Origin of the sequence: Bacteroides caccae (genome assembly GCF_002222615.2) — a bacterium.
Taxonomy (GTDB): Bacteria; Bacteroidota; Bacteroidia; order Bacteroidales; family Bacteroidaceae; genus Bacteroides; species Bacteroides caccae.
Window position 1 is genome coordinate 2,063,817 of the sequence record NZ_CP022412.2, and the last position, 23,505, is coordinate 2,087,321.

17 protein-coding genes are annotated in these 23,505 nt (G+C 42.2%); 14 read left to right on the forward strand and 3 right to left on the reverse strand.

What is annotated here, in order from left to right; all coding sequences use genetic code 11:
• The first annotated feature begins 64 nt into the window (after positions 1–64).
• The 6 genes from rpsA (at position 65) to CGC64_RS08035 (ending at position 6,026) form a co-directional block, all read left to right on the forward strand.
• On the forward strand, positions 65–1,861 hold the full coding sequence (rpsA, locus tag CGC64_RS08010; protein ID WP_005677475.1) for a 30S ribosomal protein S1: 1,797 nt from the start codon (positions 65–67) through the stop codon (positions 1,859–1,861).
• Positions 1,862–2,054: 193 nt separating this feature from the next.
• On the forward strand, positions 2,055–2,993 hold the full coding sequence (locus CGC64_RS08015; RefSeq protein ID WP_005677476.1) for a ribonuclease Z: 939 nt from the start codon (positions 2,055–2,057) through the stop codon (positions 2,991–2,993).
• Positions 2,983–4,527 carry a L,D-transpeptidase family protein gene (locus CGC64_RS08020; protein ID WP_005677477.1) on the forward strand — a complete coding sequence of 515 codons (1,545 nt, stop codon included), beginning with the start codon at positions 2,983–2,985 and terminating at the stop codon, positions 4,525–4,527. Before CGC64_RS08015 ends, CGC64_RS08020 begins: the two co-directional genes overlap by 11 nt.
• A 27-nt stretch (positions 4,528–4,554) precedes the next feature.
• Positions 4,555–5,106 (forward strand): RNA polymerase sigma factor, encoded by a 552-nt coding sequence (locus CGC64_RS08025; RefSeq protein WP_005677479.1) that lies wholly within the window; start codon positions 4,555–4,557, stop codon positions 5,104–5,106.
• Positions 5,107–5,153: 47 nt separating this feature from the next.
• Positions 5,154–5,534, forward strand: coding sequence for a hypothetical protein (locus CGC64_RS08030; protein WP_081447303.1), 381 nt, complete (start codon positions 5,154–5,156; stop codon positions 5,532–5,534).
• Between the two features lie 27 nt (positions 5,535–5,561).
• Positions 5,562–6,026, forward strand: a complete 465-nt coding sequence (locus tag CGC64_RS08035) for a hypothetical protein (RefSeq protein ID WP_005677482.1) — start codon at positions 5,562–5,564, stop codon at positions 6,024–6,026.
• A gap of 110 nt (positions 6,027–6,136) precedes the next feature.
• On the opposite strand, the gene mazG is transcribed toward CGC64_RS08035, so the two are convergent.
• Complete coding sequence (gene mazG / locus CGC64_RS08040; protein ID WP_005677483.1) at positions 6,137–6,925, reverse strand: nucleoside triphosphate pyrophosphohydrolase; 789 nt, start codon at positions 6,923–6,925, stop codon at positions 6,137–6,139.
• A gap of 72 nt (positions 6,926–6,997) precedes the next feature.
• A complete protein-coding gene (locus CGC64_RS08045; protein WP_005677484.1) occupies positions 6,998–8,050 on the reverse strand; it encodes a DUF3810 domain-containing protein in 1,053 nt (350 codons plus the stop codon).
• Between the two features lie 140 nt (positions 8,051–8,190).
• On the opposite strand from CGC64_RS08045, the gene CGC64_RS08055 reads away from it, so the two are divergent.
• The 3 genes from CGC64_RS08055 to CGC64_RS08065 all read left to right on the forward strand — a co-directional run bounded on the left by CGC64_RS08055 (position 8,191) and on the right by CGC64_RS08065 (position 13,541).
• Entirely contained in the window at positions 8,191–8,829 is a 639-nt protein-coding gene (locus CGC64_RS08055) for a hypothetical protein (RefSeq protein ID WP_005677486.1), read from the forward strand.
• A 63-nt stretch (positions 8,830–8,892) separates the two neighbouring features.
• A complete protein-coding gene (locus CGC64_RS08060) occupies positions 8,893–11,529 on the forward strand; it encodes a valine--tRNA ligase (RefSeq protein ID WP_005677487.1) in 2,637 nt (878 codons plus the stop codon).
• Between the two features lie 116 nt (positions 11,530–11,645).
• Positions 11,646–13,541: a sensor histidine kinase gene (locus tag CGC64_RS08065; RefSeq protein ID WP_005677488.1), complete on the forward strand. Its 1,896-nt coding sequence runs from the start codon at positions 11,646–11,648 to the stop codon at positions 13,539–13,541.
• A gap of 8 nt (positions 13,542–13,549) precedes the next feature.
• Here CGC64_RS08065 and CGC64_RS08070 read toward each other — a convergent pair whose 3' ends face one another.
• On the reverse strand, positions 13,550–14,125 hold the full coding sequence (locus CGC64_RS08070; protein WP_005677489.1) for an RNA polymerase sigma-70 factor: 576 nt from the start codon (positions 14,123–14,125) through the stop codon (positions 13,550–13,552).
• A gap of 134 nt (positions 14,126–14,259) precedes the next feature.
• On the opposite strand from CGC64_RS08070, the gene CGC64_RS08075 reads away from it, so the two are divergent.
• From CGC64_RS08075 to CGC64_RS08095, 5 genes are all read left to right on the forward strand, one after another.
• Entirely contained in the window at positions 14,260–15,276 is a 1,017-nt protein-coding gene (locus CGC64_RS08075; protein ID WP_005677491.1) for a FecR family protein, read from the forward strand.
• Positions 15,277–15,449: 173 nt separating this feature from the next.
• On the forward strand, positions 15,450–18,839 hold the full coding sequence (locus tag CGC64_RS08080; protein ID WP_005677492.1) for a TonB-dependent receptor: 3,390 nt from the start codon (positions 15,450–15,452) through the stop codon (positions 18,837–18,839).
• Positions 18,840–18,851: 12 nt separating this feature from the next.
• On the forward strand, positions 18,852–20,366 hold the full coding sequence (locus CGC64_RS08085) for a RagB/SusD family nutrient uptake outer membrane protein (RefSeq protein ID WP_005680187.1): 1,515 nt from the start codon (positions 18,852–18,854) through the stop codon (positions 20,364–20,366).
• A 14-nt stretch (positions 20,367–20,380) separates the two neighbouring features.
• Complete coding sequence (locus tag CGC64_RS08090; RefSeq protein ID WP_022042546.1) at positions 20,381–21,691, forward strand: SusE domain-containing protein; 1,311 nt, start codon at positions 20,381–20,383, stop codon at positions 21,689–21,691.
• Between the two features lie 28 nt (positions 21,692–21,719).
• A complete protein-coding gene (locus tag CGC64_RS08095; protein ID WP_032855144.1) occupies positions 21,720–23,285 on the forward strand; it encodes a DUF4874 domain-containing protein in 1,566 nt (521 codons plus the stop codon).
• The last annotated feature ends 220 nt before the right edge of the window (positions 23,286–23,505 follow it).

Below are 23,505 nucleotides of genomic sequence, written 5' to 3' on the forward strand. Positions count from 1 at the left end.
TGCGCCCGATTTATAGATAATATAATGTCTTATTTAATTAAAGTATTAAACAATTTATTTATTAATGGAAAACTTAAAGAACGTAGCTCCTATTGAAGATTTCAACTGGGATGCTTATGAAAACGGTGAAGCGGTAACAAACGCAAGCCACGAAGAACTTGAAAAAGCTTACGACGGTACGCTTAACAAAGTTAACGACCGTGAGGTTGTTGACGGAACCGTAATCGCAATGAACAAGCGTGAAGTAGTTGTGAACATCGGTTACAAATCAGACGGTATCATCCCTTTGAATGAATTCCGTTATAATCCTGACCTGAAAGTAGGTGATACAGTAGAAGTATACATCGAAAATCAGGAAGACAAAAAAGGACAGCTCGTTCTGTCACACAGAAAAGCCCGCGCTACTCGTTCTTGGGACCGCGTGAACGCTGCTCTGGAAAATGAAGAAATTATCAAGGGTTACATCAAGTGCCGCACTAAGGGTGGTATGATCGTTGACGTATTCGGAATCGAAGCATTCTTGCCGGGTTCTCAGATCGACGTTAAACCGATCCGTGACTATGATGTATTCGTTGGCAAAACAATGGAATTCAAAGTTGTTAAGATCAACCAGGAATTCAAAAACGTTGTTGTTTCTCACAAAGCTCTTATCGAAGCCGAATTGGAACAACAGAAGAAAGAAATCATCGGTAAACTCGAAAAAGGACAAGTTCTTGAAGGAACTGTTAAAAATATCACATCTTACGGTGTATTCATCGACCTTGGCGGCGTAGACGGTTTGATCCACATTACAGACCTTTCTTGGGGACGCGTTAGCGATCCGAAAGAAGTTGTTGAACTGGATCAGAAACTTAACGTTGTTATCCTTGACTTTGATGACGAAAAGAAACGTATCGCTTTGGGTCTGAAACAACTTACTCCGCATCCATGGGATGCTCTTGATCCTGACTTGAAAGTTGGTGACAAGGTGAAAGGTAAAGTTGTTGTTATGGCTGACTACGGTGCATTCATCGAAATCGCTGCCGGCGTAGAAGGTTTGATCCACGTTTCAGAAATGTCTTGGAGCCAACACCTGCGTTCTGCACAGGACTTCATGAAGGTAGGCGACGAAGTAGAAGCTGTTGTGCTTACACTTGACCGCGAAGAACGTAAGATGTCTTTGGGTATCAAACAACTGAAACAAGATCCATGGGAAACTATCGAAGAAAAGTATCCTGTTGGTTCTAAGCATACTGCTAAAGTACGCAACTTCACTAACTTCGGTGTATTCGTAGAAATCGAAGAAGGTGTAGACGGCTTGATCCACATCTCTGACCTTTCTTGGACTAAGAAAGTGAAACACCCGTCAGAATTTACTCAGATTGGTGCTGACATTGAAGTTCAGGTATTGGAAATCGACAAAGAAAACCGTCGCTTGAGCCTTGGTCACAAACAACTCGAAGAAAATCCTTGGGATGTATTCGAAACTGTATTTACAGTAGGTTCTGTACACGAAGGTACGATCATCGAAATGTTGGATAAGGGTGCTGTTGTAGCTCTTCCTTATGGTGTAGAAGGTTTCGCAACTCCGAAACACCTTGTAAAAGAAGACGGTTCACAAGCTCAGCTGGATGAGAAACTTGAATTCAAAGTGATCGAATTCAACAAGGACGCTAAGAGAATCATCCTGTCTCACAGCCGTATCTTCGAAGATGTAGCTAAAGCTGAAGAAAGAGCTGAAAAGAAGGCTGCTTCCGGTGCTAAGAAGACATCTAACAAGAGAGAAGATTCTCCGATGATCCAAAACCAAGCTGCTTCAACTACACTGGGCGATATCGACGCTCTTGCTGCATTGAAAGAACAGTTGGAAGGAAAGAAATAATAAGAAGTATTTCCAGATAAATAAAAAGGCGTTCCGGTTATTCGGGACGCCTTTTTTGTGTTTACGGATATGATGTCGTATGAAAGAGGAACTGAATTTTATATGGATAACAGGGATGATAGAGACAGTCTATTGTAACTTTTTTCTTTATTCTTTGCAAGATTGAATCTGAAATACTCTATCTTTGCATGAAATGGAAAAATTTGAGCTACATATATTAGGATGCGGTTCCGCTTTGCCTACCACGCGCCATTTCGCGACGTCCCAAGTCGTGAACTTGCGTGAAAAGTTGTTTATGATCGACTGTGGAGAGGGTGCGCAGATGCAGTTGCGCCGCTCCCGGCTGAAGTTTTCCCGTTTGAATCATATCTTTATCTCCCATTTGCATGGCGACCATTGCTTTGGCTTGCTGGGGTTAATTTCTACATTCGGGCTGTTGGGCAGGACTGCCGATTTGCATATCCATTCCCCGGAAGGACTTGAAGAACTGTTTGCTCCGATGCTTGCCTTCTTTTGTAAGACGCTGACGTATAAAGTACTCTTTCACGAATTTGAAACGAAAGAACCGGCACTTATCTATGACGACCGTTCGGTGACGGTAACTACGATCCCCCTGAAACATCGTATCCCTTGTTGCGGATTCCTGTTTGAAGAGAAGCAACGCCCGAATCATATAATCAGAGACATGGTGGACTTTTACAAAGTTCCTGTCTACGAGTTGAACCGGATTAAGAACGGGGCGGATTTTGTCACTCCCGAGGGAGAAGTGATTGCAAACTCCCGCCTGACACGTCCTTCGGCTCCGGCGAGAAAATACGCTTATTGTTCCGATACAATGTATCTGCCTAAGATTGCCGAACAGATAAAAGGAGTGGATTTACTTTTCCACGAATCAACCTTTGCACAGACGGAACAGGCACGTGCCAAGGAGACTTACCATACAACGGCTGCGCAAGCTGCCCAACTGGCTTTGGACGCAGAGGTGAAACAATTGGTTATCGGACATTTCTCAGCTCGTTATGAAGATGAATCGGTATTGCTCAATGAAGCAGCGGCTATCTTCCCGCAAACGATATTAGCGAAAGAAAATCTATGCATTGACGTTGACGGAGGAACTGCGCATGAAAAGTAAAAGACTTCTATGGGGTATGGTGATAGGATTGATAGCTTGTCTGGCAGCCTGTAAAAAAGAGCAGCCTCAATCTCCGATACCCGATTCTCCGGCTTCCTTGCAGAAGTTGTTCAATCCCGCTTATCAAATCAGTACGGACAGCATACACCGGATGATTCGCTCATATCTGGACGAGAATAAACAGGTTACTCCCTGGGACTCGGCTCTAGTAGCTTATTATCAGGAGAAAGATGAATTCTTCTGGCTGAATGATTCTCTGGTATCCGATAAACCGGCTACACAGCCAGCAGACTCTCTGTTATACTGGTTAGGAAATATCTCGAAACATGGCATTCATCCGGGGCTTTACCTTACAGATAGTATTCGTAACGATTTGGAGCAAATACGTACCTTGCAACTGCAAGGGAAAAAGACAATGAATCGCTTGCTGGCCGACGTGGAATATCGGTTGACATCTGCTTACCTGTCCTATGTTTGCCGACTAAAGTTCGGCTTTCTGCCTCCCGAACGGAGGTGGAACGATTCGATCGATCGGATTCCTTTAAAACGCTGCGACAAAGAGTTTGCATTGGCAGCTCTCGATTCTCTGCGGACAGATGCAAATGCGGCTTTCCGACGGGCGCAACCTTCCTCCCGGTTTTATAAAAAGATGCAGGAAGAACTGGAACGCGTGAACTCTTGGGGCGAAACGGATACGACAGATTATTACCGAAACCGCCTGCTGGTGAATATGGAACGTGCGCGTTGGCAATATGCATTGGAGAAGGGAAAGAAATACGTGGTTGCCAATACGGCCGCCTTTATGCTGCAAGCTGTCAACGAAGAAACGGATTCCATTTTGGAAATGCGTATTTGTGTGGGAAGTGTGAAGAATAGGACTCCGCTGTTGTCGAGTAAAATCTACTATATGGAATTGAACCCATATTGGAATGTTCCCCAAAGTATTATCAGGAAAGAGATTATCCCTACTTACCGCAGGGATACGACATACTTTACCCGTAACCGGATGAAGGTATACGATAAAAATGGCACGCAGGTAGATCCGCATAGCATTAAATGGGCGAAGTATGCAGGAAAAGGCGTTCCTTATACGGTGAAACAGGATAATAAAGCCGGTAATTCGTTGGGGCGTATTATTTTCCGTTTCCCGAACCCTTATTCCGTTTATCTGCATGATACGCCTTCCAAGTGGGCTTTCAGTCGGAAGAACCGCGCAGTGAGTCATGGTTGTGTCCGTCTGCAAAAAGCGCTCGACTTTGCATTCTTCCTGCTGAAAGAGCCGGATGAATTGTTGGAAGACCGTATCCGCATTGCCATGGATATCAAACCGGTAAGCGAGGAAGGAAAGAAATTGCCTATCAGCGCGGCTTACCGTGAACTGAAGCATTACAGCCTCGAACAATACATACCTTTATTTATAGATTATCAAACCGTCTATCTGTCGGCCGATAATAATATGCGGTATTGTGAGGACATTTACAATTATGATCCGTCTTTATTAGAGGCGATGAAAAGCCTGAATTTGAAACCATAAATAAAAACATACAGAAAACGAGAGACTATGACACCTTACAATGAACCCGAGGTTCTGAAACTTCTCCAGGAGGAGAGTACGCAGCGGAAAGGCTTCGAAATAATTGTGGCGCAATACAGCGAACAATTATACTGGCAAATCCGCCGAATGGTGCTCTCGCACGAGGATGCGAACGACCTCCTGCAAAATACTTTCATCAAGGCATGGACGAATATCGACTACTTCCGTGCCGAGGCGAAGTTGTCTACCTGGCTCTATCGTATTGCGCTGAATGAATGTCTTACTTTTCTGAACAAGCAGCGTGCTACAACGACCATAGCTATTGACGATCCCGAAGCGATGATTGTGCAGAAACTGGAAAGTGACTCCTATTATTCAGGAGACCAAGTGCAGTTGCTCTTGCAAAAGGCATTGCTGACTTTACCGGAAAAACAGCGCATGGTGTTCAACCTGAAATACTATCAGGAGATGAAGTACGAAGATATGTCGGAGATCTTCGGAACATCGGTCGGAGCGCTGAAAGCATCGTATCATCATGCGGTGAAGAAAATAGAGAAGTTTTTAGAAGAAGTAGATTAAACCTTTTAAACCGGACAATGTCTAAAGAAAAGAGAGGAGAAAAACGTATGAAAGAAGAAGATATCCTATTGAAGAAGCTGGGAAAGGAAAATTCCTTCAAAGTTCCCGAAGGTTACTTTGAAAACCTGACTTCAGAGGTGATGAATAAACTTCCTGAAAAAGAAAAAGTAACTTTGAAGGAAGAACCTGTCAGCACATGGACAAGACTGAAACCATTGCTTTATATGGCAGCTATGTTTATAGGTGCGGCTCTTATTATACGGGTGGCATCGACAGACCATAAATCTGTTGCGACAGATGATGTGGCAGTGACAGAAGTAGTGGATACTGAAGTAATATCTGATGAGATGATTGATGTGGCACTGGACCGTGCCATGCTGGATGATTATTCGTTATATGTTTATTTGAGTGACGCGAGTGTAGAATGATTTATTAAAACCGATTGAATACAGAAAATGAAAAAAGTAATCGCATTAGTCGTTTTGTTGTGTGGCTTTATGCCTGTTCTTTGGGCTGCCGACGGGTGTGACCAACATCTGTCCCGTGAAGAGTTCAGGACGAAACAAAAAGCATTTATAATAGAACAGGCAGGCTTGAGTAAACAAGAAGCTGCCAAGTTCTTTCCCGTTTATTTCGAACTTCAGGATAAAAAGAAAAAGCTGAATGACGAGTCATGGGATTTGATGCGTAAAGGTAAAGATGATAAGACAACGGAAAGCCAATACGAAGAAATAAACGAGAAAGTTGCCAATAACCGTATCGCTGCCGACCAACTTGATAAAACCTACCTGAGCAAGTTCAAGAAGATTCTTTCCAGTAAGAAAATATTTCTTGTACAGCGGGCGGAAATGCGTTTCCACCGGGAAATGATAAAAGGCATGAACCGCAAGGGTGGCGGAAACGATTCGAAAAGGAAATAATGATGAAAAACAGAGGCTCTGTTTCGTGCAAACAGACGCTCTGTTCAGGTAAAATAGAGGCTCCGTTTCACTGAAACAGAGCCTCTGTTTTTTTTGTTTATAAGGGAGGTTTATAATCCTTTCTTTTTTGCTTCATTCCAGATCGCGTCCATTTCTTCAAGAGACATATCTTTCAGGTTTTTCCCTTCTTTAATGGTATGTTCCTCCAGATAGTTAAAGCGGCGGATGAATTTCTGGTTGGTACGTTCCAAGGCATTGTCGGGATTGATTTTATAGAGGCGTGCCGCATTGATGAGACTGAACATGACATCTCCGAATTCAGTTTCCGCCTTGTCCTTGTCCATGTTGGCTACTTCCTCCTGAAATTCACCGATTTCTTCTTTCACTTTATCCCATACTTGTTCCCGTTCTTCCCAGTCGAAACCGACATTGCGTGCTTTATCCTGAATGCGGTATGCCTTGATTAACGAAGGGAGGGCGGCAGGGACTCCGCTTAACACACTTTTGTTTCCGTCTTTCTCCTTCAGTTTCAACTGTTCCCAGTTTTCGGAAACCTGTCCTGCCGTTTCCGCCTTGACTTCTCCGAATACGTGGGGGTGACGGAAAATCAGTTTGTCGCAGAGCTTGTCGCAAACATCCTTGATGTCGAAATCTCCTGTTTCCGAGCCGATCTTGGCATAGAAAGCGACGTGCAACAGGACATCTCCCAACTCTTTACAGATATCCTTCTTGTCATCTCTCATCAGGGCATCGCAAAGTTCGTAAGTTTCTTCTATCGTATTGGGACGAAGGCTTTCATTTGTCTGCTTGCGGTCCCACGGACATTTGACCCGCAATTCGTCAAGTATGTCCAGGAAGCGTCCGAAGGCTTCCATTTGTTCTTGTCTGGTATGTGACATAATCAGTTTATTTTTTTAGAATGCTGCAAAGTTAGTTTAATCCTGCTACACAAAAGAAAAATTTCTTATTAATTATCGGTTCTTCCACTCTTGATAGGAAATCAGTAATCCTATCACCTCCGAATAGTTTCGGCGACCGCTCTCTATCTTGTTCCCTTTCAGGTAAAGGTCGTATATCCAGTCCTGCACAGCACCGACGACCGGGCTGTATTTGGCGGCCCAATATGTCTGATTGGCCTTCGCTAGTTCGATAATCTCCGGGCGGATACGTTTCAGGAGTTTCGCGTATTCTTCTTTCGGCAGCAATCTTTGCGCATTTCCCAGTACATGATTGAGCACGGAGAAATATCCGGAGAAGCGAATGCCCATGGCTTGCGAGCGGGTACAAACCTGATATGCATAGAAATTTGCTTCCGCTTCGCTGGTGATACCAAGCAGGTGGGCTAGTTCGTGGGCGTAAGTAGCCGGATAATTGGCCGGAAGTAAATCTCCGTTGAGTGTAAACTCACAAAAGAAAGGTCCCATGCTGCCGGTGACTCCCACCATTGAAATAAACGGAGTAAACATCATTGTTTTTACTCTCGGGGCATCATGTGGCGGACGGTGAACGCCCAGACTGTCGCTTAACTGTTTGTATAGCCGTACGGTTTCTTCCCGAATCAAATCCCGGTTAATACTGTTTATGGGAGTGTACGAACGGTTCAGTCGGGTAATATATTCGTTCACGAATTTCTGAAAATTCTCGGGTGTGTAGGCGGTATACGGAATTTCGGTCCGTTGGTAAAAGTTCTTTTGAGAATAATTCAATCCCCAGGCAAGATAGAACCATACATACACCCACAACAGGTATTCGCCGTCGCGCAGCAAAATCTTTTTCCAAGGTGTCTTCTTGCGCAGGCGGGTGTAGATCGGATAAATAATGATTCCGGCAATGCTGAGAAATATAAATAGATCTCCTATGGCGAAAGGAAACAGGTTCGAAAAAGAGGATAGAATATAGGAAAAGCAGGGGTAGACTGTTTGCGAATAAAACGTCGCCAGAGCAGGAATTAATTGAGTCAGCCACACCAGGCCCAATAATACTCCCAGAACTAAATATCTAACATTTGGCTTCATTTTCATCATTTGTCTACTATTGGTCAACAAAAATATGCATTAAATAAACGTCGCGCGAAAAAATACCTCTATATTTGCAAAAAATCTGTTAACAGTGACTTTATTCCCCGTGTGATAGAGGCGATTGTTGAACATAAACCGGATAAAAAATGGCTACGACCGAAGAAATTGAGAAGTATTGCCGGAATTGCGTGTCGCGTGATTTTGTGAATGGAAAAGGCCTTGTATGTTCTCGCACCAGAGACCTTCCTGCATTTAAAGAGGAGTGCGAAAGTTTTCAGAAAGACGAAGAACTGGAGAAAATGGCTCCGCCCAAACCGGATGACTTCCCTGTAACGTTGACAAGAGAAGAAATGCTTGCCGAAGAAAATCTGCCGAAGGGTGTGTTATATGCAGTTATCGCTTGTATAGTGGGTGCGGCGGCATGGGGATTAATATCTGTTTCTACCGGTTATCAGATAGGATATATGGCTATCGGTATCGGTTTTCTGGTGGGTTTCGCCATGCGGCAGGGAAAAGGGATACGTCCTGTTTTTGGAATAATCGGCGCAACGCTGGCTTTACTTAGTTGTGTGTTGGGTGATTTCTTTTCTATCATCGGATATATTGCCAAGGATTATGATATGTCCTATACGGATGTATTGTTTGGAGCAGACTATGCTGAAATCTTCTCTTTGATGACCGAGAATCTGGCTTCCATGACTATCTTATTTTATGGATTTGCTGTTTATGAGGGATATAAATTCTCATTCCGTGCACAGAATCAGCCCGAGGGTGGTAAGATTTGAATTTTAATTATTAATTTTGCACCCGTTATTTTTGAATATACATTATCATATACATAAAACAATATGGAATTAGCAAGTAAGTACAATCCCGCCGACGTGGAAGGAAAGTGGTACCAGTATTGGCTGGACAATCATTTATTCAGTTCAAAACCCGATAGTCGTGAACCTTACACTATCGTCATTCCTCCTCCTAACGTCACCGGTGTGTTGCACATGGGACACATGCTTAATAATACCATTCAGGATATTTTGGTTCGTCGTGCCCGTATGGAAGGCAAGAATGCCTGTTGGGTACCGGGAACTGACCATGCTTCTATCGCTACCGAAGCAAAAGTAGTAAATAAACTCGCTGCTCAGGGGATCAAGAAAACTGACCTGACCCGTGACGAGTTCCTGAAACACGCATGGGAGTGGACCGACGAACATGGAGGAATCATCCTGAAACAGCTTCGCAAGCTTGGTGCATCGTGCGACTGGGATCGTACTGCCTTCACAATGGATGAGAAACGCAGTGAAAGTGTAATCAAAGTATTTGTCGACCTATATAATAAAGGATTGATTTATCGCGGTGTCCGCATGGTAAACTGGGACCCGAAAGCATTGACTGCCCTTTCTGACGAAGAAGTTATCTACAAGGAAGAACATGGCAAACTGTATTACCTTCGTTACAAAGTGGAGGGTGATGCGGAAGGTCGTTATGCAGTAGTGGCAACTACCCGTCCGGAAACAATCATGGGCGATACTGCTATGTGTATCAATCCGAATGACCCGAAGAATGCGTGGTTGAAAGGAAAGAAAGTGATCGTTCCGTTGGTAAACCGTGTGATTCCTGTTATCGAAGACGATTATGTAGACATTGAGTTCGGTACAGGTTGTCTGAAAGTGACTCCGGCTCATGACGTGAATGACTATATGTTGGGTGAAAAGTACAATCTGCCCAGCATTGACATTTTCAACGACAACGGTACACTGAGTGAAGCTGCCGGTATGTATATCGGTATGGACCGTTTCGATGTTCGTAAGCAGATTGAGAAAGATCTCGAAGCTGCCGGTTTGTTGGAAAAGACAGAGGCTTATACAAATAAGGTAGGATATTCGGAACGCACGAACGTGGTGATCGAACCGAAACTGTCTATGCAGTGGTTCCTCAAAATGCAGCATTTTGCAGATATGGCGTTGCCTCCTGTAATGAATGATGAATTGAAATTCTATCCGGCGAAATATAAGAATACCTACCGTCACTGGATGGAAAACATCAAGGACTGGTGTATCAGCCGTCAGTTGTGGTGGGGACACCGTATTCCTGCTTACTTCCTGCCGGAAGGCGGTTACGTAGTGGCAGCCACTCCCGAAGAAGCCTTGGCGAAAGCAAAGGAAAAGACAGGCAACGCAGCTTTGACAATGGAAGATCTCCGTCAGGACGAAGACTGTCTGGATACGTGGTTCTCTTCTTGGTTGTGGCCTATTTCTTTGTTCGACGGTATCAACAATCCGGGTAATGAAGAAATCAAATATTATTATCCGACAAGCGACCTGGTGACAGGACCGGATATCATCTTCTTCTGGGTAGCCCGCATGATTATGGCCGGATACGAATACGAAGGACAAATGCCGTTCAAGAACGTTTATTTCACAGGTATCGTTCGTGACAAGCTGGGACGTAAGATGTCCAAGTCGCTCGGTAACTCTCCCGATCCGTTGGAACTGATTGATAAGTACGGTGCCGATGGGGTACGTATGGGTATGATGCTTTCGGCTCCTGCCGGAAACGACATCCTTTTCGATGATGCACTCTGCGAACAGGGACGTAACTTCTGTAATAAGATATGGAATGCTTTCCGTCTGATTAAAGGCTGGACCAATGCCGAAGGTTCGATTCCGGTACCTGAAGATGCTCATCTGGCTGTTCAGTGGTTCGAACAGCGACTGGACGCTGCTTCAGTTGAAATGGCCGACTTATTCTCAAAATATCGTTTGAGTGAAGCGTTGATGTTGGTTTACAAACTGTTCTGGGACGAATTTTCTTCCTACTTGCTGGAGATTGTGAAGCCGGCTTACGGTCAACCTATCAATGGATTTATTTATTCAATGGTTATCAATTGCTTCGAACGTCTGCTTGAACTGCTTCATCCTTTCATGCCGTTTATCACGGAAGAATTGTGGCAGCAACTGCGTCAACGTGAACCGGGTGCGAGCTTAATGGTTACCCGGCTGAGTGAGACATTCGAAGTGAATGAGAAATTCCTCCAGGAGTTTGAAGTTGCCAAGGAAATCATCAGTAATATTCGCAGTATCCGTTTGCAGAAGAATATTGCCATGAAGGAACAACTCAGATTGCAGGTGATAGGTAATCATCCGGTAGAGAAACTAAATTCGGTTATCATGAAGATGTGTAACCTGTCATCTATTATGGTAGTGTATAACAAGGCGGAAGGTGCTGCCTCTTTCATGATAGGAACAACAGAATTTGCCGTGCCGTTGATTGATATGCTTGATATAGATGCGGAAATCAATCGTTTGCTGGCAGAACTGAAACATAAGGAAAGTTTCTTGCAGGGAATTGTGAAGAAGTTGAGCAACGAGAAATTCGTGAACAATGCTCCGGCAGCCGTAATCGAACTTGAACGCAAAAAACAGGCAGATGCGGAAAGTATTATCAAATCTTTGAAAGAAAGTCTTACCATTTTGTTGAAAAGATAATCACTTGATACTTAATTTTATGCAATACAAAGGCATCCCGCTAGATTTGGGATGCCTTTCTTTTTTAGATTGAATTTTAATACTATCTTTGTTCTCTCTTTTAATATCACCGACAAATGAAGCAAACACTACGGATTATTATACTTTGCTACTCCTTCATTCTTTTTGAGGGGCTTCTTTTTTCCATGTTGGCAGATACCGGAAAGGCGGAGAAAGAAGTATTGGTCTTGAATTCCATCAATTTCAATTTACCTTGGTCGAAACATTTTTACTGGTGCGTACATGATGAACTTCAGCAGAGGGGTGTTTCTGTTAAGGCGGAATCATTGTCTGTTCCCGCTTTGTTGGACACAATGGAAGTAAATGCGGTGATTACCCGTCTACGCGAGAAGTATCCAGTTCCGCCTGCCGCAGTAGTACTGATTGGTGATCCGGGTTGGATTGTCTGCCGTGAGTTGTTTGATGATGTCTGGAAAGATGTTCCCGTGGTAGTGACGAATGCCCGTGACCGTTTGCCGGCTTCGGTGGAAATATTGCTGTCTCACGCTCCGTTGACAGAAGCAAACAGTGTTCCGGCTAAAGAATGGAGGCGGGGATATAACATTACCACTCTAAAGCAGCATTATTACATAAAAGAAACGATAGAGCTGATTTGTCAGTTGATTCCTGATATGAAACGTCTGGCATTTATTTCAGACGACCGATATATTAGCGAGGAGACTCGTTGTGATATGAAAGAAGTCGTAACCAAGTATTTCCCGGATTTGCCATTGGAACTGCTTTCTACCACTCAACTGTCAACGGAAGCGTTGCTGGATACTCTGCACAGCTATAAATCGAATACCGGAATTATTTATTATTCCTGGTTTGAATCACACAATAAAGATGATAATAATTATCTTTTTGATCATATTCAAGATGTGATATCCAATTTTACTCCATCTCCTTTATTCCTACTGTCGTCCGAAGATTTGTCTAACAATACTTTCGCAGGCGGATATTATGTCTCGGCGGAGTCTTTCGGGCAGTCTTTGCTGGAGATACTTTACCGGATTCTGGACGGAGAACAAGCCCGGAATATTCCGGAAACTACTGGTGGAAAGGAGAATGCCTATCTGTGCTATCCGGTGTTGGAGGAACATAATATACCTTCTTATCGTTATCCGAAAGCAGCTGTTTATATCAATCAGCCCCAAAGTTTCTTTCAGCAACATAAAGTCGAAATCCTTGTCTGCATAGCTATATTGGTGATTTTGGTAACGGCTATTACCTATTATATCCGTATTCTTCGGAAAGCGTACAGCCGTTCAAGTGAAGCTATGGAAAAGGCGGAGCAAGCCAACCAATTGAAGTCTGCTTTTTTGGCTAACATGAGTCATGAGATACGTACTCCGTTGAATGCTATTGTTGGCTTTTCAAATATGTTACCGGAAGTTGATGATCGTGAGGAAATGCGGGAATACACAGATATTATTGAAACAAACACTAACTTGTTGCTTCAACTGATTAATGACATTCTGGATATGTCGAAGATTGAAGCCGGGACATTCGATTTCTGTCCGGCGCTGATTGATGTGAATCAGACAATGGAGGAAATAGAGCAAAGTATGCAGCTGCGCTTGAAGAATGATGCGGTAACTTTCACTTTTTGCGAACGTCTGCCGGAATGTATGCTTTATATAGATAAGAACCGCCTGATGCAGCTACTTTCTAATTTTATAGTTAATGCCATAAAGTTTACCAAATCCGGCAGTATCCGTATGGGATACCGTATGAAAGATATTAATACGATCTATTTTTATGTTTCGGATACGGGGTGCGGTATGTCGCCCGAACAATGCCGGCACGTATTTGAACGTTTTGTGAAATATAACCCGTTTATTCAGGGGACAGGACTGGGACTTTCCATTTGTCACATGATTGTCGAGCATTTGAAAGGGGAAATAGGCGTTAACTCAGAAGAAGGAAAAGGTTCTACTTTCTGGTTTACGTTGCCTTACCGAAAAGGGTAAATTTTGTATTAAGGAAATAGAATCGGCAGTAGTAACGGAAGATAATCTTTCAAGTCCGTGCGCAGTTGCTTCAAAGCTTGCTGGATACGGTAATCTATTGTTTTGGGTGATACTCCCAGTGTTTCGGCGATCTCTTTGTAACTCATGTCCCGGAAACGGTGCATCACAAAAGACTCCCGATAGCTTTCGGGTAGCGCTGCGATAGCCTCCTCAATTCGTTTGGTCAGTTCTTCCATCTGATAGTAGTCCGTATCTTGCAGCATTTCCTGCATTTCTTCATAAAAACGGGTATCAGCCCGTTGGGTGGCGTCGATATGCGCGAGTTTGTTTAAAGCCCTGCGGTACACCATTTTGAAAAGGTAGGAACTCAGTGAAGATTCAATGACAAGAGTTTCCCGGTTTTCCCAAATCCATAAAAGAGAGTCTTCTACAATTTCTTCCGCATCTTCCAGATCAACAAACCGATGACCGTATGCACAAAGCATCGGATAATACTTTCGAAACAGCGTGTCGAAAGCTTTTTGATCTCCGTGTCGGACGGCTGATAATAAGAAATCGTTTTCTGAGCGGTAGGTTTCTTTCATGTATTAGTTTTGTAAATTCACTGCAAATATAGCTTTTTTATAAGAAAACAAAGATTTTCTGAAAAAAATGGATTTTAGTTTAGGAATCTATCCGGAGTCTCCTGTCTTATAATAAAAGACAAGAAAAAGAGGATATGGACAAACTTGATAAAAATAAAATAGACGAATTACTTCCCCGCTATTGTGAGGGACAAGTGACAGAAGAAGAACGTCTGCTGGTTGAGACTTGGATGAACGAATCGGAGGAGAACCGGCGGGTAGCCAAACAGATTCATTCGCTTTATCTGGCTACGGATACCATTCATGTAATGAAGAAAGTAGATACGGAAAAAGCGTTGTCGAGGGTAAAAGGCAGGATAACAGGTAGAAAGAAAACGATGTGGTGGGAATGGGCACAACGTGCGGCCGCAGTTCTGTTCATTCCACTTCTCGTTGTTCAGTTGGTGCACTATTGGGGAGGAGACGAACAGGAACTGGCACAAATGTTGGAAGTAAAGACCAATCCGGGAATGACCACTTCATTAACTTTATCGGATGGAACGGTAGTCTTCCTTAATTCAGAATCACGTCTGACTTATCCTTCACATTTCAACGGAGATACACGAAACGTAACCTTGCAGGGAGAAGCTTATTTTGAAGTTGCCAAGAATCCCGAAAAGAGATTTATCGTTTCCACTTCTCATCAGTCGCAGATAGAAGTGCTGGGTACACATTTTAATATAGAAGCCTATGAGAAAGATGATAAAGTGCTGGCAACACTGGTGGAAGGAAAGATAGGATTCATCTTTACACAGGATAATGTGTCGAAAAAGGTATTAATGGATCCGGGACAAAAACTTGTTTATGATTCGAGAGATTGTAAAGTGCAGCTTTATGCCACTTCCGGTGAATCGGAAACAGCATGGAAAGAAGGAAAAATTATATTCAGGAACACTCCTTTGGAAGAAGGCTTACGAATGTTGGAGAAACGATATAATGTAGAATTTATAATTAAGAATGACCGCTTGAAAGGAGACTCGTTTACAGGAACATTCACGAATCAACGTCTGGAACGTATCTTAGAGTATTTCCAACTTTCCTCCCAGATTCGTTGGCGGTATCTTGATTCTCCGAATATAAAAGATGAAAAGAGTAAGATAGAAATATATTAATTGATTTACCTTAAAACGAAAAGTAATTGTATGAAAGACAGACCCCCTTAAATGAAAAACATACGGGATGATATTGGCGTATCTTCCCGTATGGAAACCAGTAAATCTTTTTAATGCTTGTTTGGCGACAAGCTTAGATAAACTTTTTATTAACTTTAAGTCATTACAAATTTATGCAAAATTATTTTAGCATCCAATTTTTATGGGTGATAAAGTCGCTTTGGCTAACCTCAAAAAAAATCCCATTATCTATGAGACTATTAGTTTTGTTCTTAGTATGTTCTATCGGACTAAGTTATGCAGCCGATAGTTACGCTCAGAAAGCTATGATCAGTATCGATGTTCATAACCAGCGTGTGGAGGATATTTTGAAAGAGATTGAAGCGCAGTCGGATTTTGACTTCTTCTTCAATAACAAACATGTAGATTTGAATCGTCGTGTTTCTGTGTCTGCTGATAAAAGTAATATTTTCAGTGTGTTGAAGGAAATCTTTGCCGGTACGAATGTGAAGTATTCGGTGTTGGATAAGAAAATAATATTGTCTGTTGAAGCGCAATCACCACAGCAGGAAAAGAAAGTAACAGTATCGGGTACGGTACTGGACACTCATGGTGAACCGGTAATCGGAGCTAGTGTATTGGAGAAAGGCGTACAGGGAAATGGAACGATTACAGACATTGACGGTATCTTCAAACTTTCCGTATCTTCATCGAAAGCACAATTGGATATTTCCTATATCGGCTATCAGTCACAGACTGTTGCGGTGCAAGTCGGTAAAAATCTAAAAATCATTTTACAGGAAGATTCCAAACAATTGGAAGAAGTAGTAGTGGTAGGTTATGGTACACAGAGTAAAAAGACATTGACAGGTGCTGTTTCTATGGTAAATATGGGTGATGTAGAAATGAATACTGTTCCGAATGTATCTCGTGCATTGGCAGGTAAGGCTGCCGGATTTCGTGTAAATCAGATCTCTGCGCAACCTGGCGGTGAGGCTAAATTCCGTATTCGTGGTGAGGCTTCTACAGGAGCAGGTAACGACCCTTTGTTTGTTATTGATGGTTTTCCGGTATCGTCTTCCGGTAATTTAAGTTCGGGGAACGGCTATTATGAATCCGGTAATATTGATAATGTGCTGGAGTCTTTGAATCCGGATGATATTGAATCAATTTCAGTTTTGAAAGATGCCGCTTCTACGGCTATTTATGGAGCACGTGCCGGTCATGGAGTTGTTCTGATTACAACAAAACGCGGTAAGAGTCAGAAGCCCAGAGTGACTTATTCCGGTATGGGATCTGTGCAGGTAGCCCGTTCGAATTATAAGATGCTTGATACTCGTATGTATATGGATATGTATAATAAGCAGCAGCACGAGGAGTGGCTGAAGTTGAATGGAATGGGGATTTATAAAGGATATGTGGAGAAACCGGATACTCCGCCCACTCAATATAAACCAGCTTTCAATAATGATGAGATATTGTTGGCAAGTGGTACTGATTGGCTTGATGCGGTAATGCGTAACGGATATACGCAACAACACAATCTTTCTGTTAATGGTGGTACGGAGAAAACCCGTTATTTGGCTTCCGTCAACTATATGGATCAAGAAGGTATTGTCAAGAATAATGGTGTCAGCCGTTTTTCTGCCCGTTTAAATCTGGATCAAGAATTAAGTAAATATGTATCTTTCGGATTAACCGCTACTTACTCACAGAATAAGTATGATAACGTTCCTTTAGGAGATAAGGTTAATGAATATTCAGGTGTGTTGACCGGTGCTATTCAGTCCAATCCTACTATTCCTATTTATGATTCTGAAGGGAATTATTTTATTGACCCGAAACGTCCTTTTGTTGCGAATCCGGTTTCTTTGTTGGAAATAAAAGATAATACGGTAAAAGATCGGTTGATCGGTTCAGCATTTGTTTCAGTAAAACCATTGAAAGAATTAGAAGTGAAATTACAGTTGGGAGCTGACCGCAGTTTCCAGAAACGTTCCAGTTATTTGCCTAAGACAACTTTGCAAGGGGCAAATAAGAATGGAAGGGCAGATATTTCACAAGAGACAAGCACTACTTATCTAATGGAATTGACCGCTCAATATTCTAAAAGTTTTGGTGATCATAATCTGAAAGCTATTGGTGGTTATTCATTCCAAAAGTTCAAGAATGACGGATTCAGTGCCGGAAATTCAGATTTTCTGGTGGATGGATTTGGGTATAACAGTTTGGGGTCGGGTAATTATAAAAAGCCTTCTGTCAGTTCATGGGCTTCTATAAATAGTATTGCTTCTTTGTTTGCCCGTGCTAATTATTCTTACAAAGGAAAATATTTGTTGGAAGCCACGGTACGTGCTGATGCTGCATCTAATTTTGCACCGGAAAATCGTTGGGGATATTTCCCTTCTGTATCAGCAGGTTGGATGATTAGTGAAGAAAATTTCATGAAAGGGGCTTCTAAATGGTTATCCATGTTGAAATTGAGAGCTTCTTATGGACAGACCGGTAATTCTAATGTCGGTTATCGTATTTATGATTATTATGAGGTAGGAAGAAATGCCATTATTGGAGGCGCGGAGTCAACAGGAGTATATGCTTCGGATTTGGGAAACAAGAGTATCACTTGGGAAACAACTACGGAATTTAATCTTGGAGTAGACTTTGGAATATTTAATAACCGGTTTAAGTTGGCTGCCGAGTACTTTAAGCGTAAAATAACAGATTTGTTAGTGACAAACAAGCCCTTGCCATTTTATAATGAGGTAAATAAAATTGCAGGAAATATAGGATCAACGCAAAGCCAGGGTGTGGAAATCACATTGAATACAGTGAATATTGTTACAAAAGACTTTGAATGGGATACCACATTGACTTTATCGCATTATAATGACCGTTGGTTGAAACGTGATCCGAACTGGAAGCCAAGAGCCTATGAAAAAGAAGATGACCCGATACGGGCATGGTGGGAATATGAAGCAATCGGTATCCTGCAACCGGGAGAGAAGGCACCGGATGCCCAGAAAGATTTGGTTCCGGGAATGATGAAGTTGAAAGATCGGGATGGAAATGGTGTGTTAGGAGATGAAGATAAGGTCTATATGGGGAATGGTGATCCGAAAATAATCTACGGTTTGAACAATTCATTCCGCTATAAGAATTTTGATTTGAATATCTATTTTTACGGAGAAGCGGGTAGAAAGCGGGGAGCCAGCTATTATGAAGGTTGGACACGCATGGATAATGGTATCAACGTTTCCACTTACGCATTGAAAGCGTTCAGTAGTAATAACTTGACAGCTACTGATCCTACCTACGTGAGAGGGGGAAACGGTTGGGGAGACTATTACGTAAAATCTATCTATTACGTTCGTTGCGGAAGTATAACATTGGGATATAAAGTACCGATCAGCCAAAAGATCGTGAATAATCTTCGTGTATATGTAGATGTGAACAATCCGTTTGTGATTACCAATTGGACAGGGCTGGATCCTGAAACGGATAACGGAACTTATGCATATCCGAATGTGACCTCTTATAATTTTGGTGTATCAATATCTTTCTAATAAGTTATGAATATGAAAAAGACAATTTATACTGTAATAGCAACTCTTTTGTTCCTCATATCGTCTTGCACGCTGGAACAGGAAGTTTATAATAAAATAAATCCGGGAATGTTTCCGCAGAATGCTGAAGATGTAAATGCGTTGGTCAACTCAAGTGCTTATTACGTTTTTTCTCCGTGGGGGATTTTTGAGGTGGCGGCAGGTTATGTGACGACTTCGGAAATGGTGACCGATTATGTGGAAAATACATGGGGGTGGACTACCGTATATAATTCGTATGAAGCTAATGACTGGCATATCGACGGAGATTATCGCCGCGTGTATGACTATTCCCAATATCTGGCTTCCATGACTTTGACAATGGAACGTATCAAGAACGTGGATATGGATGAAACATTGAAGGCCCGTTATATGGCCGAATTAAAATGTGGACGTGGTTTTCTGGCTTTTCTGATGTATGATATGTATGGTCCGATACCTATTGCAGATTTGGAAACTTTGCAGAAACCGGAAGCTGAGATTGTGATTCCCCGCTTGTCTGAAGAAGCGATGCGTGAATACATTGTTACTAACCTGAAGGAAGCGGCCGACATACTGCCTTATAAATATGAAGATACGGATTACGGACGTTTTACAAAAGGATTGGCCAACACATTGTTGTTAAAATTCTATATGATGACTAAACAGTGGGATGAAGCAGAGAAAATAGGACGTGAATTGACTAAATCCGAATACGGTTATAAACTGGTAGACGATTATCATTCTTTGTTTTCTTTATCAGGAGAAAAGAATTCGGAAGTAATATTCTCTTGTGTAGCGGAAGCTGGTGTGATGGAGCAGAAGTGGTTTGCACATGTATTAACATCCGACTATCCTATTCCGGCAGGAATGGCGGTGACTGCATGGGGAGGGTATAAAATATCCTGGCCTGCCTATGAATCTTTTGATCCTAAAGACAAAAGACGGGAAAGAATTATAGGTGAATATACTGGTACGGAAGGCGTGCATCACAGTCGTGCTCTTGACCGTGACGGAGGTACAACAGGTGTACTCTTTTATGGTGCAATTCCGGTTAAGTATAAAATCGAAGGGGTGATAGGAGAACTGTGTGAAATAGATATGCCAATCTACCGTTATGCAGACGTATTGACTTTACTTTCAGAAGCTATTGTCCGCAATGGAAATAGCATAACTCAGGAAGCTGTCGGGTTATTGAATCAAGTACGTGTTACCCATGGCGGACTGAAAGCTTATCAATTGAGTGATTTCGCTTCAGTGGAAGATTTCCTTGATAAATTGTTGGAAGAACGTGGACATGAGTTCTATTTTGAAGGTGTACGTCGACAGGATTTGATTCGTCACGGAAAATTCATAGAAGCGGCACTTGCTAAAGCAAGATTTGCAGGTCAGCCGACTGGTAAAATCGAAACGAAGGTAGACGGGCAATATAAATATGAGAAGTTTCCGTTACCTACTCATTTGATTACTGAAGGACAAGGTCTTATAATTCAAAACCCCGGTTACTAAAAATGGATAGTATTATGAAACATTTATTATATACTCTATTAGGTATTTTATTACTTGCCGGATGTAAAGAGGACAAGTATAATGTAATTATTCCTATGTCGGATATTTACCTGAGTGCGCCTCAGGATGGAACGAAAATTGACTTGAATGATTTGTCAATCGATGAATATAGTTTCTCATGGGATAAGGCATTGGAGAAAGGTGCCAAACTGATTCTTTGTGCTACCAGAGATTTCAAAAAGCCGGTGAAGATTGACGCTGGTAAATCGACCTCTTTTACTTTGTCCGTATTGGCAGCCGATCAGTATTTCTCTCAGTTGGGAATAAAGGCCGGTCAAGAAGCGCTGTTGTATTGGACTGTTAAAGAGACTGGCAATACTACGGCTGCTGCGTCGGATGTGCATACGATTCATGTGAAACGTATGTCTACCAAGTTATTACAACCTGAGGATATGACTGAGATTGCTTTGGCTGAAGATAAACCGGAAACTGCCGTACAGTTTGAATGGGATACGGAAGGAAGGCCTGAATCAACCTCATATTCACTCTGTCTGTCACTTGATCCTGAAATGAAACAGACTGTAGCCGAGCAAAGTGTAGGGATTGTAAAAGGTAAGTCTTCTCTGACACACGAGCAACTTCAGACCTTGCTCGACCAACTTTCTATTAAACGTTGGACATCCAACGCTATATATTGGAATGTGAAGACTGATGACGGGCAACTGGTGTCACGTTCTTCCGGAGTACTAAATATGACGGAAATGATGCGTTTCATTGATGTTCGCGGTGATGAGAAGATAACCTATCGGGTTGCCCGTATTTCTTATAGCGACGGAACTTCACTGGTTTGGCTGGCAGATAATTTGAGGACGACCAAGTATCCTGACGGAACTGATATTGAGTCAAATAATTATAAGAATACGCCGGAATCTTTTGGAGAAGGCAGAGTGAAAGCATACGGAGTTCATTATCATTATGACATTCGTGACAAAATAGCTCCTACGGGTTGGCGCTTACCGACTATGCAGGAGTATAAGAACCTGTTTGCCGAAGCGGGAACAGCTGAAGGTCAATGGAATGTTTTGAAAGACCCTGATTATTATGAGTCAGTGAAAGGACAGACTCATTTGAATGACTGGAAATTTAATTTGTGTGCTTCCGGTCAATGGGTAGAACCGAATATTAATAATCACACCGGACAGTATTGCTATTTGTTGGTGACTGATAATACAGAGCATGGATGTATGCTTCATGATGGCGGAGCAACATTGTGGACTCCTTGGACAACAGGGGCTCCTGCACGTTTTATCTTCAATGAAAATTAATCAGGTGAAAATTAAAAATAGATCAATCATGTTAATCAATATAAAGAAAACTATGACCATATTATCTACCTTATTATTAGGTATTATGTGTAGCTTTTGTTCTGATACGATAGATGTGTATGCAGGACAGTATGGAGAGGAAGAAGGTACGAATGAACCGGAAACTCCGGAAGTTGTAGGTAAAATCGTTCATATCGAGTCGTTGAGAAATCCTGATAGAGGCTTTCATCTTGAATGTAATTTGCTGGCTGATGAGATGAAAAGTCCATATAATGATTATGAAGTATATGGTGAGGATTTGTATAAAAAGAAAATAGAGCAGTTTGATGCGAAAGACGATAATCTGACTCTTGTGCAGCAATATATCTATCTGACCAAATGGGTGAGTAAAGATCTTGATGATGAGGCTTTGAATAATATCCGCAAGGTGTTTGAGTTGATGAAAGCGCAGGGATATAAAGCCATTCTTCGTTTTGCATACAATCATGCGGGGCTTAATACGTCCGGCGGTGAATCTAAACAATGGATTCTTAGGCATATTGAACAATTGACACCTTTGTTGAATGAATATATCGGTCAGATTGCTACGGTGCAAGTTGGTTTTATTGGTGCTTGGGGAGAGTGGCATACGTCGCCGTTGGCAAATGATCAGGATGCGAAGAATGCAATTGTCAGTGCACTGTTAAGAGCTTTGCCTGTTCCATATTGTGTAGAAATGCGTTACCCGAGTCATAAGAAAGCATTGACATTGGAGCAGGAAGAATACCGCGGACGTATCGGATATGCGAACGATTACTTTACAGCCGGTGAACATTCTCATGCGCCGGGCAATGACTTTGTTCCCAATACGGATGATTATAAACAAATAACCGGGGAAGTAAAAGCGAATAATTTCTATATGAGTGGTGAGATTCCTTATAATGAAGATACCGAATGGGGTTTGGCTGCACTAATTACTCCGATGAAGTCATTGCGTATTTTGCGTGAACACCGTTATTCGGCTTTTGATATAACGCAGAATTTTGATTTGAATATCATGAGTTGGAAACAAGTAAAAGTATATCCTTCTTTGCTGAATGATAATAACATTCTCTTTGATGAGAGTTATTTTAAAGACGCTGAAGGAAATGAGGTTGTCCGTTCATTCTATGAATTTGTACGTGACCATTTGGGATACCGGTTGAATCTGCAAAGCGAATCGACAGTGGAGGCGAAAAACGGAAACTTGGAATATAATCTGACGATAACTAATACCGGTTTTGCTACGGTGATTAATCCGAAAGAAGTATATCTTGTGCTGGTTTCCGGAGACGGTCAGGTAGCTAAAGAAATAAAGCTGGATGTTGATCCTAAAACATGGATTCCTTCTACAAATGAAGAACCGAATCAGGTAGCGAAGTATGTTATAAAAGGAAGTGCAGCTGCCGGATTGAGCGGGACATACAAAGTTGGAATCTGGATGCCGGAGAAAGTGGCCGATTTGAAATACAATCCGGCTTACGCCATCAAGTTTGCTCCGACGGAGAAACTCACTCATTGGTATGATGACGCAGGAAAATATGCAGTGAATATTTTCGGTGAAGTTACATTCTGATACGGATTGATGAATGCTTCGGTCGGGACAAACCGATATCTTGTGGGCAAGTCGGAGCAGATTACTCTTTAAATTTGTCGGTAAGGTGAATTTGTAAAATAATGATTTGCTAGTTTATAGTCGATAGTATCCTCCATTCTCCTTCCCGAAGGAGGGGAATGGAGATACCACCGACTTGCTAAATAACCACCAAATTTGAAGAAGCCCCCGGAACATTCAA

Coding starts and splice junctions, on each gene's coding strand:
- CGC64_RS08070 (WP_005677489.1), bottom strand. CDS start 14,125: ATGAAAGAAACCTACCGCTCAGAAAACGATTTCTTATTATCAGCCGTC.
- CGC64_RS08090 (WP_022042546.1), top strand. CDS start 20,381: ATGAAACATTTATTATATACTCTATTAGGTATTTTATTACTTGCCGGA.
- CGC64_RS08020 (WP_005677477.1), top strand. CDS start 2,983: ATGAAAAGTAAAAGACTTCTATGGGGTATGGTGATAGGATTGATAGCT.
- CGC64_RS08015 (WP_005677476.1), top strand. CDS start 2,055: ATGGAAAAATTTGAGCTACATATATTAGGATGCGGTTCCGCTTTGCCT.
- CGC64_RS08030 (WP_081447303.1), top strand. CDS start 5,154: ATGAAAGAAGAAGATATCCTATTGAAGAAGCTGGGAAAGGAAAATTCC.
- CGC64_RS08060 (WP_005677487.1), top strand. CDS start 8,893: ATGGAATTAGCAAGTAAGTACAATCCCGCCGACGTGGAAGGAAAGTGG.
- CGC64_RS08080 (WP_005677492.1), top strand. CDS start 15,450: ATGCAAAATTATTTTAGCATCCAATTTTTATGGGTGATAAAGTCGCTT.
- CGC64_RS08095 (WP_032855144.1), top strand. CDS start 21,720: ATGTTAATCAATATAAAGAAAACTATGACCATATTATCTACCTTATTA.
- CGC64_RS08075 (WP_005677491.1), top strand. CDS start 14,260: ATGGACAAACTTGATAAAAATAAAATAGACGAATTACTTCCCCGCTAT.
- CGC64_RS08065 (WP_005677488.1), top strand. CDS start 11,646: ATGAAGCAAACACTACGGATTATTATACTTTGCTACTCCTTCATTCTT.
- rpsA (WP_005677475.1), top strand. CDS start 65: ATGGAAAACTTAAAGAACGTAGCTCCTATTGAAGATTTCAACTGGGAT.
- CGC64_RS08045 (WP_005677484.1), bottom strand. CDS start 8,050: ATGATGAAAATGAAGCCAAATGTTAGATATTTAGTTCTGGGAGTATTA.
- CGC64_RS08035 (WP_005677482.1), top strand. CDS start 5,562: ATGAAAAAAGTAATCGCATTAGTCGTTTTGTTGTGTGGCTTTATGCCT.
- CGC64_RS08025 (WP_005677479.1), top strand. CDS start 4,555: ATGACACCTTACAATGAACCCGAGGTTCTGAAACTTCTCCAGGAGGAG.
- CGC64_RS08085 (WP_005680187.1), top strand. CDS start 18,852: ATGAAAAAGACAATTTATACTGTAATAGCAACTCTTTTGTTCCTCATA.
- mazG (WP_005677483.1), bottom strand. CDS start 6,925: ATGTCACATACCAGACAAGAACAAATGGAAGCCTTCGGACGCTTCCTG.
- CGC64_RS08055 (WP_005677486.1), top strand. CDS start 8,191: ATGGCTACGACCGAAGAAATTGAGAAGTATTGCCGGAATTGCGTGTCG.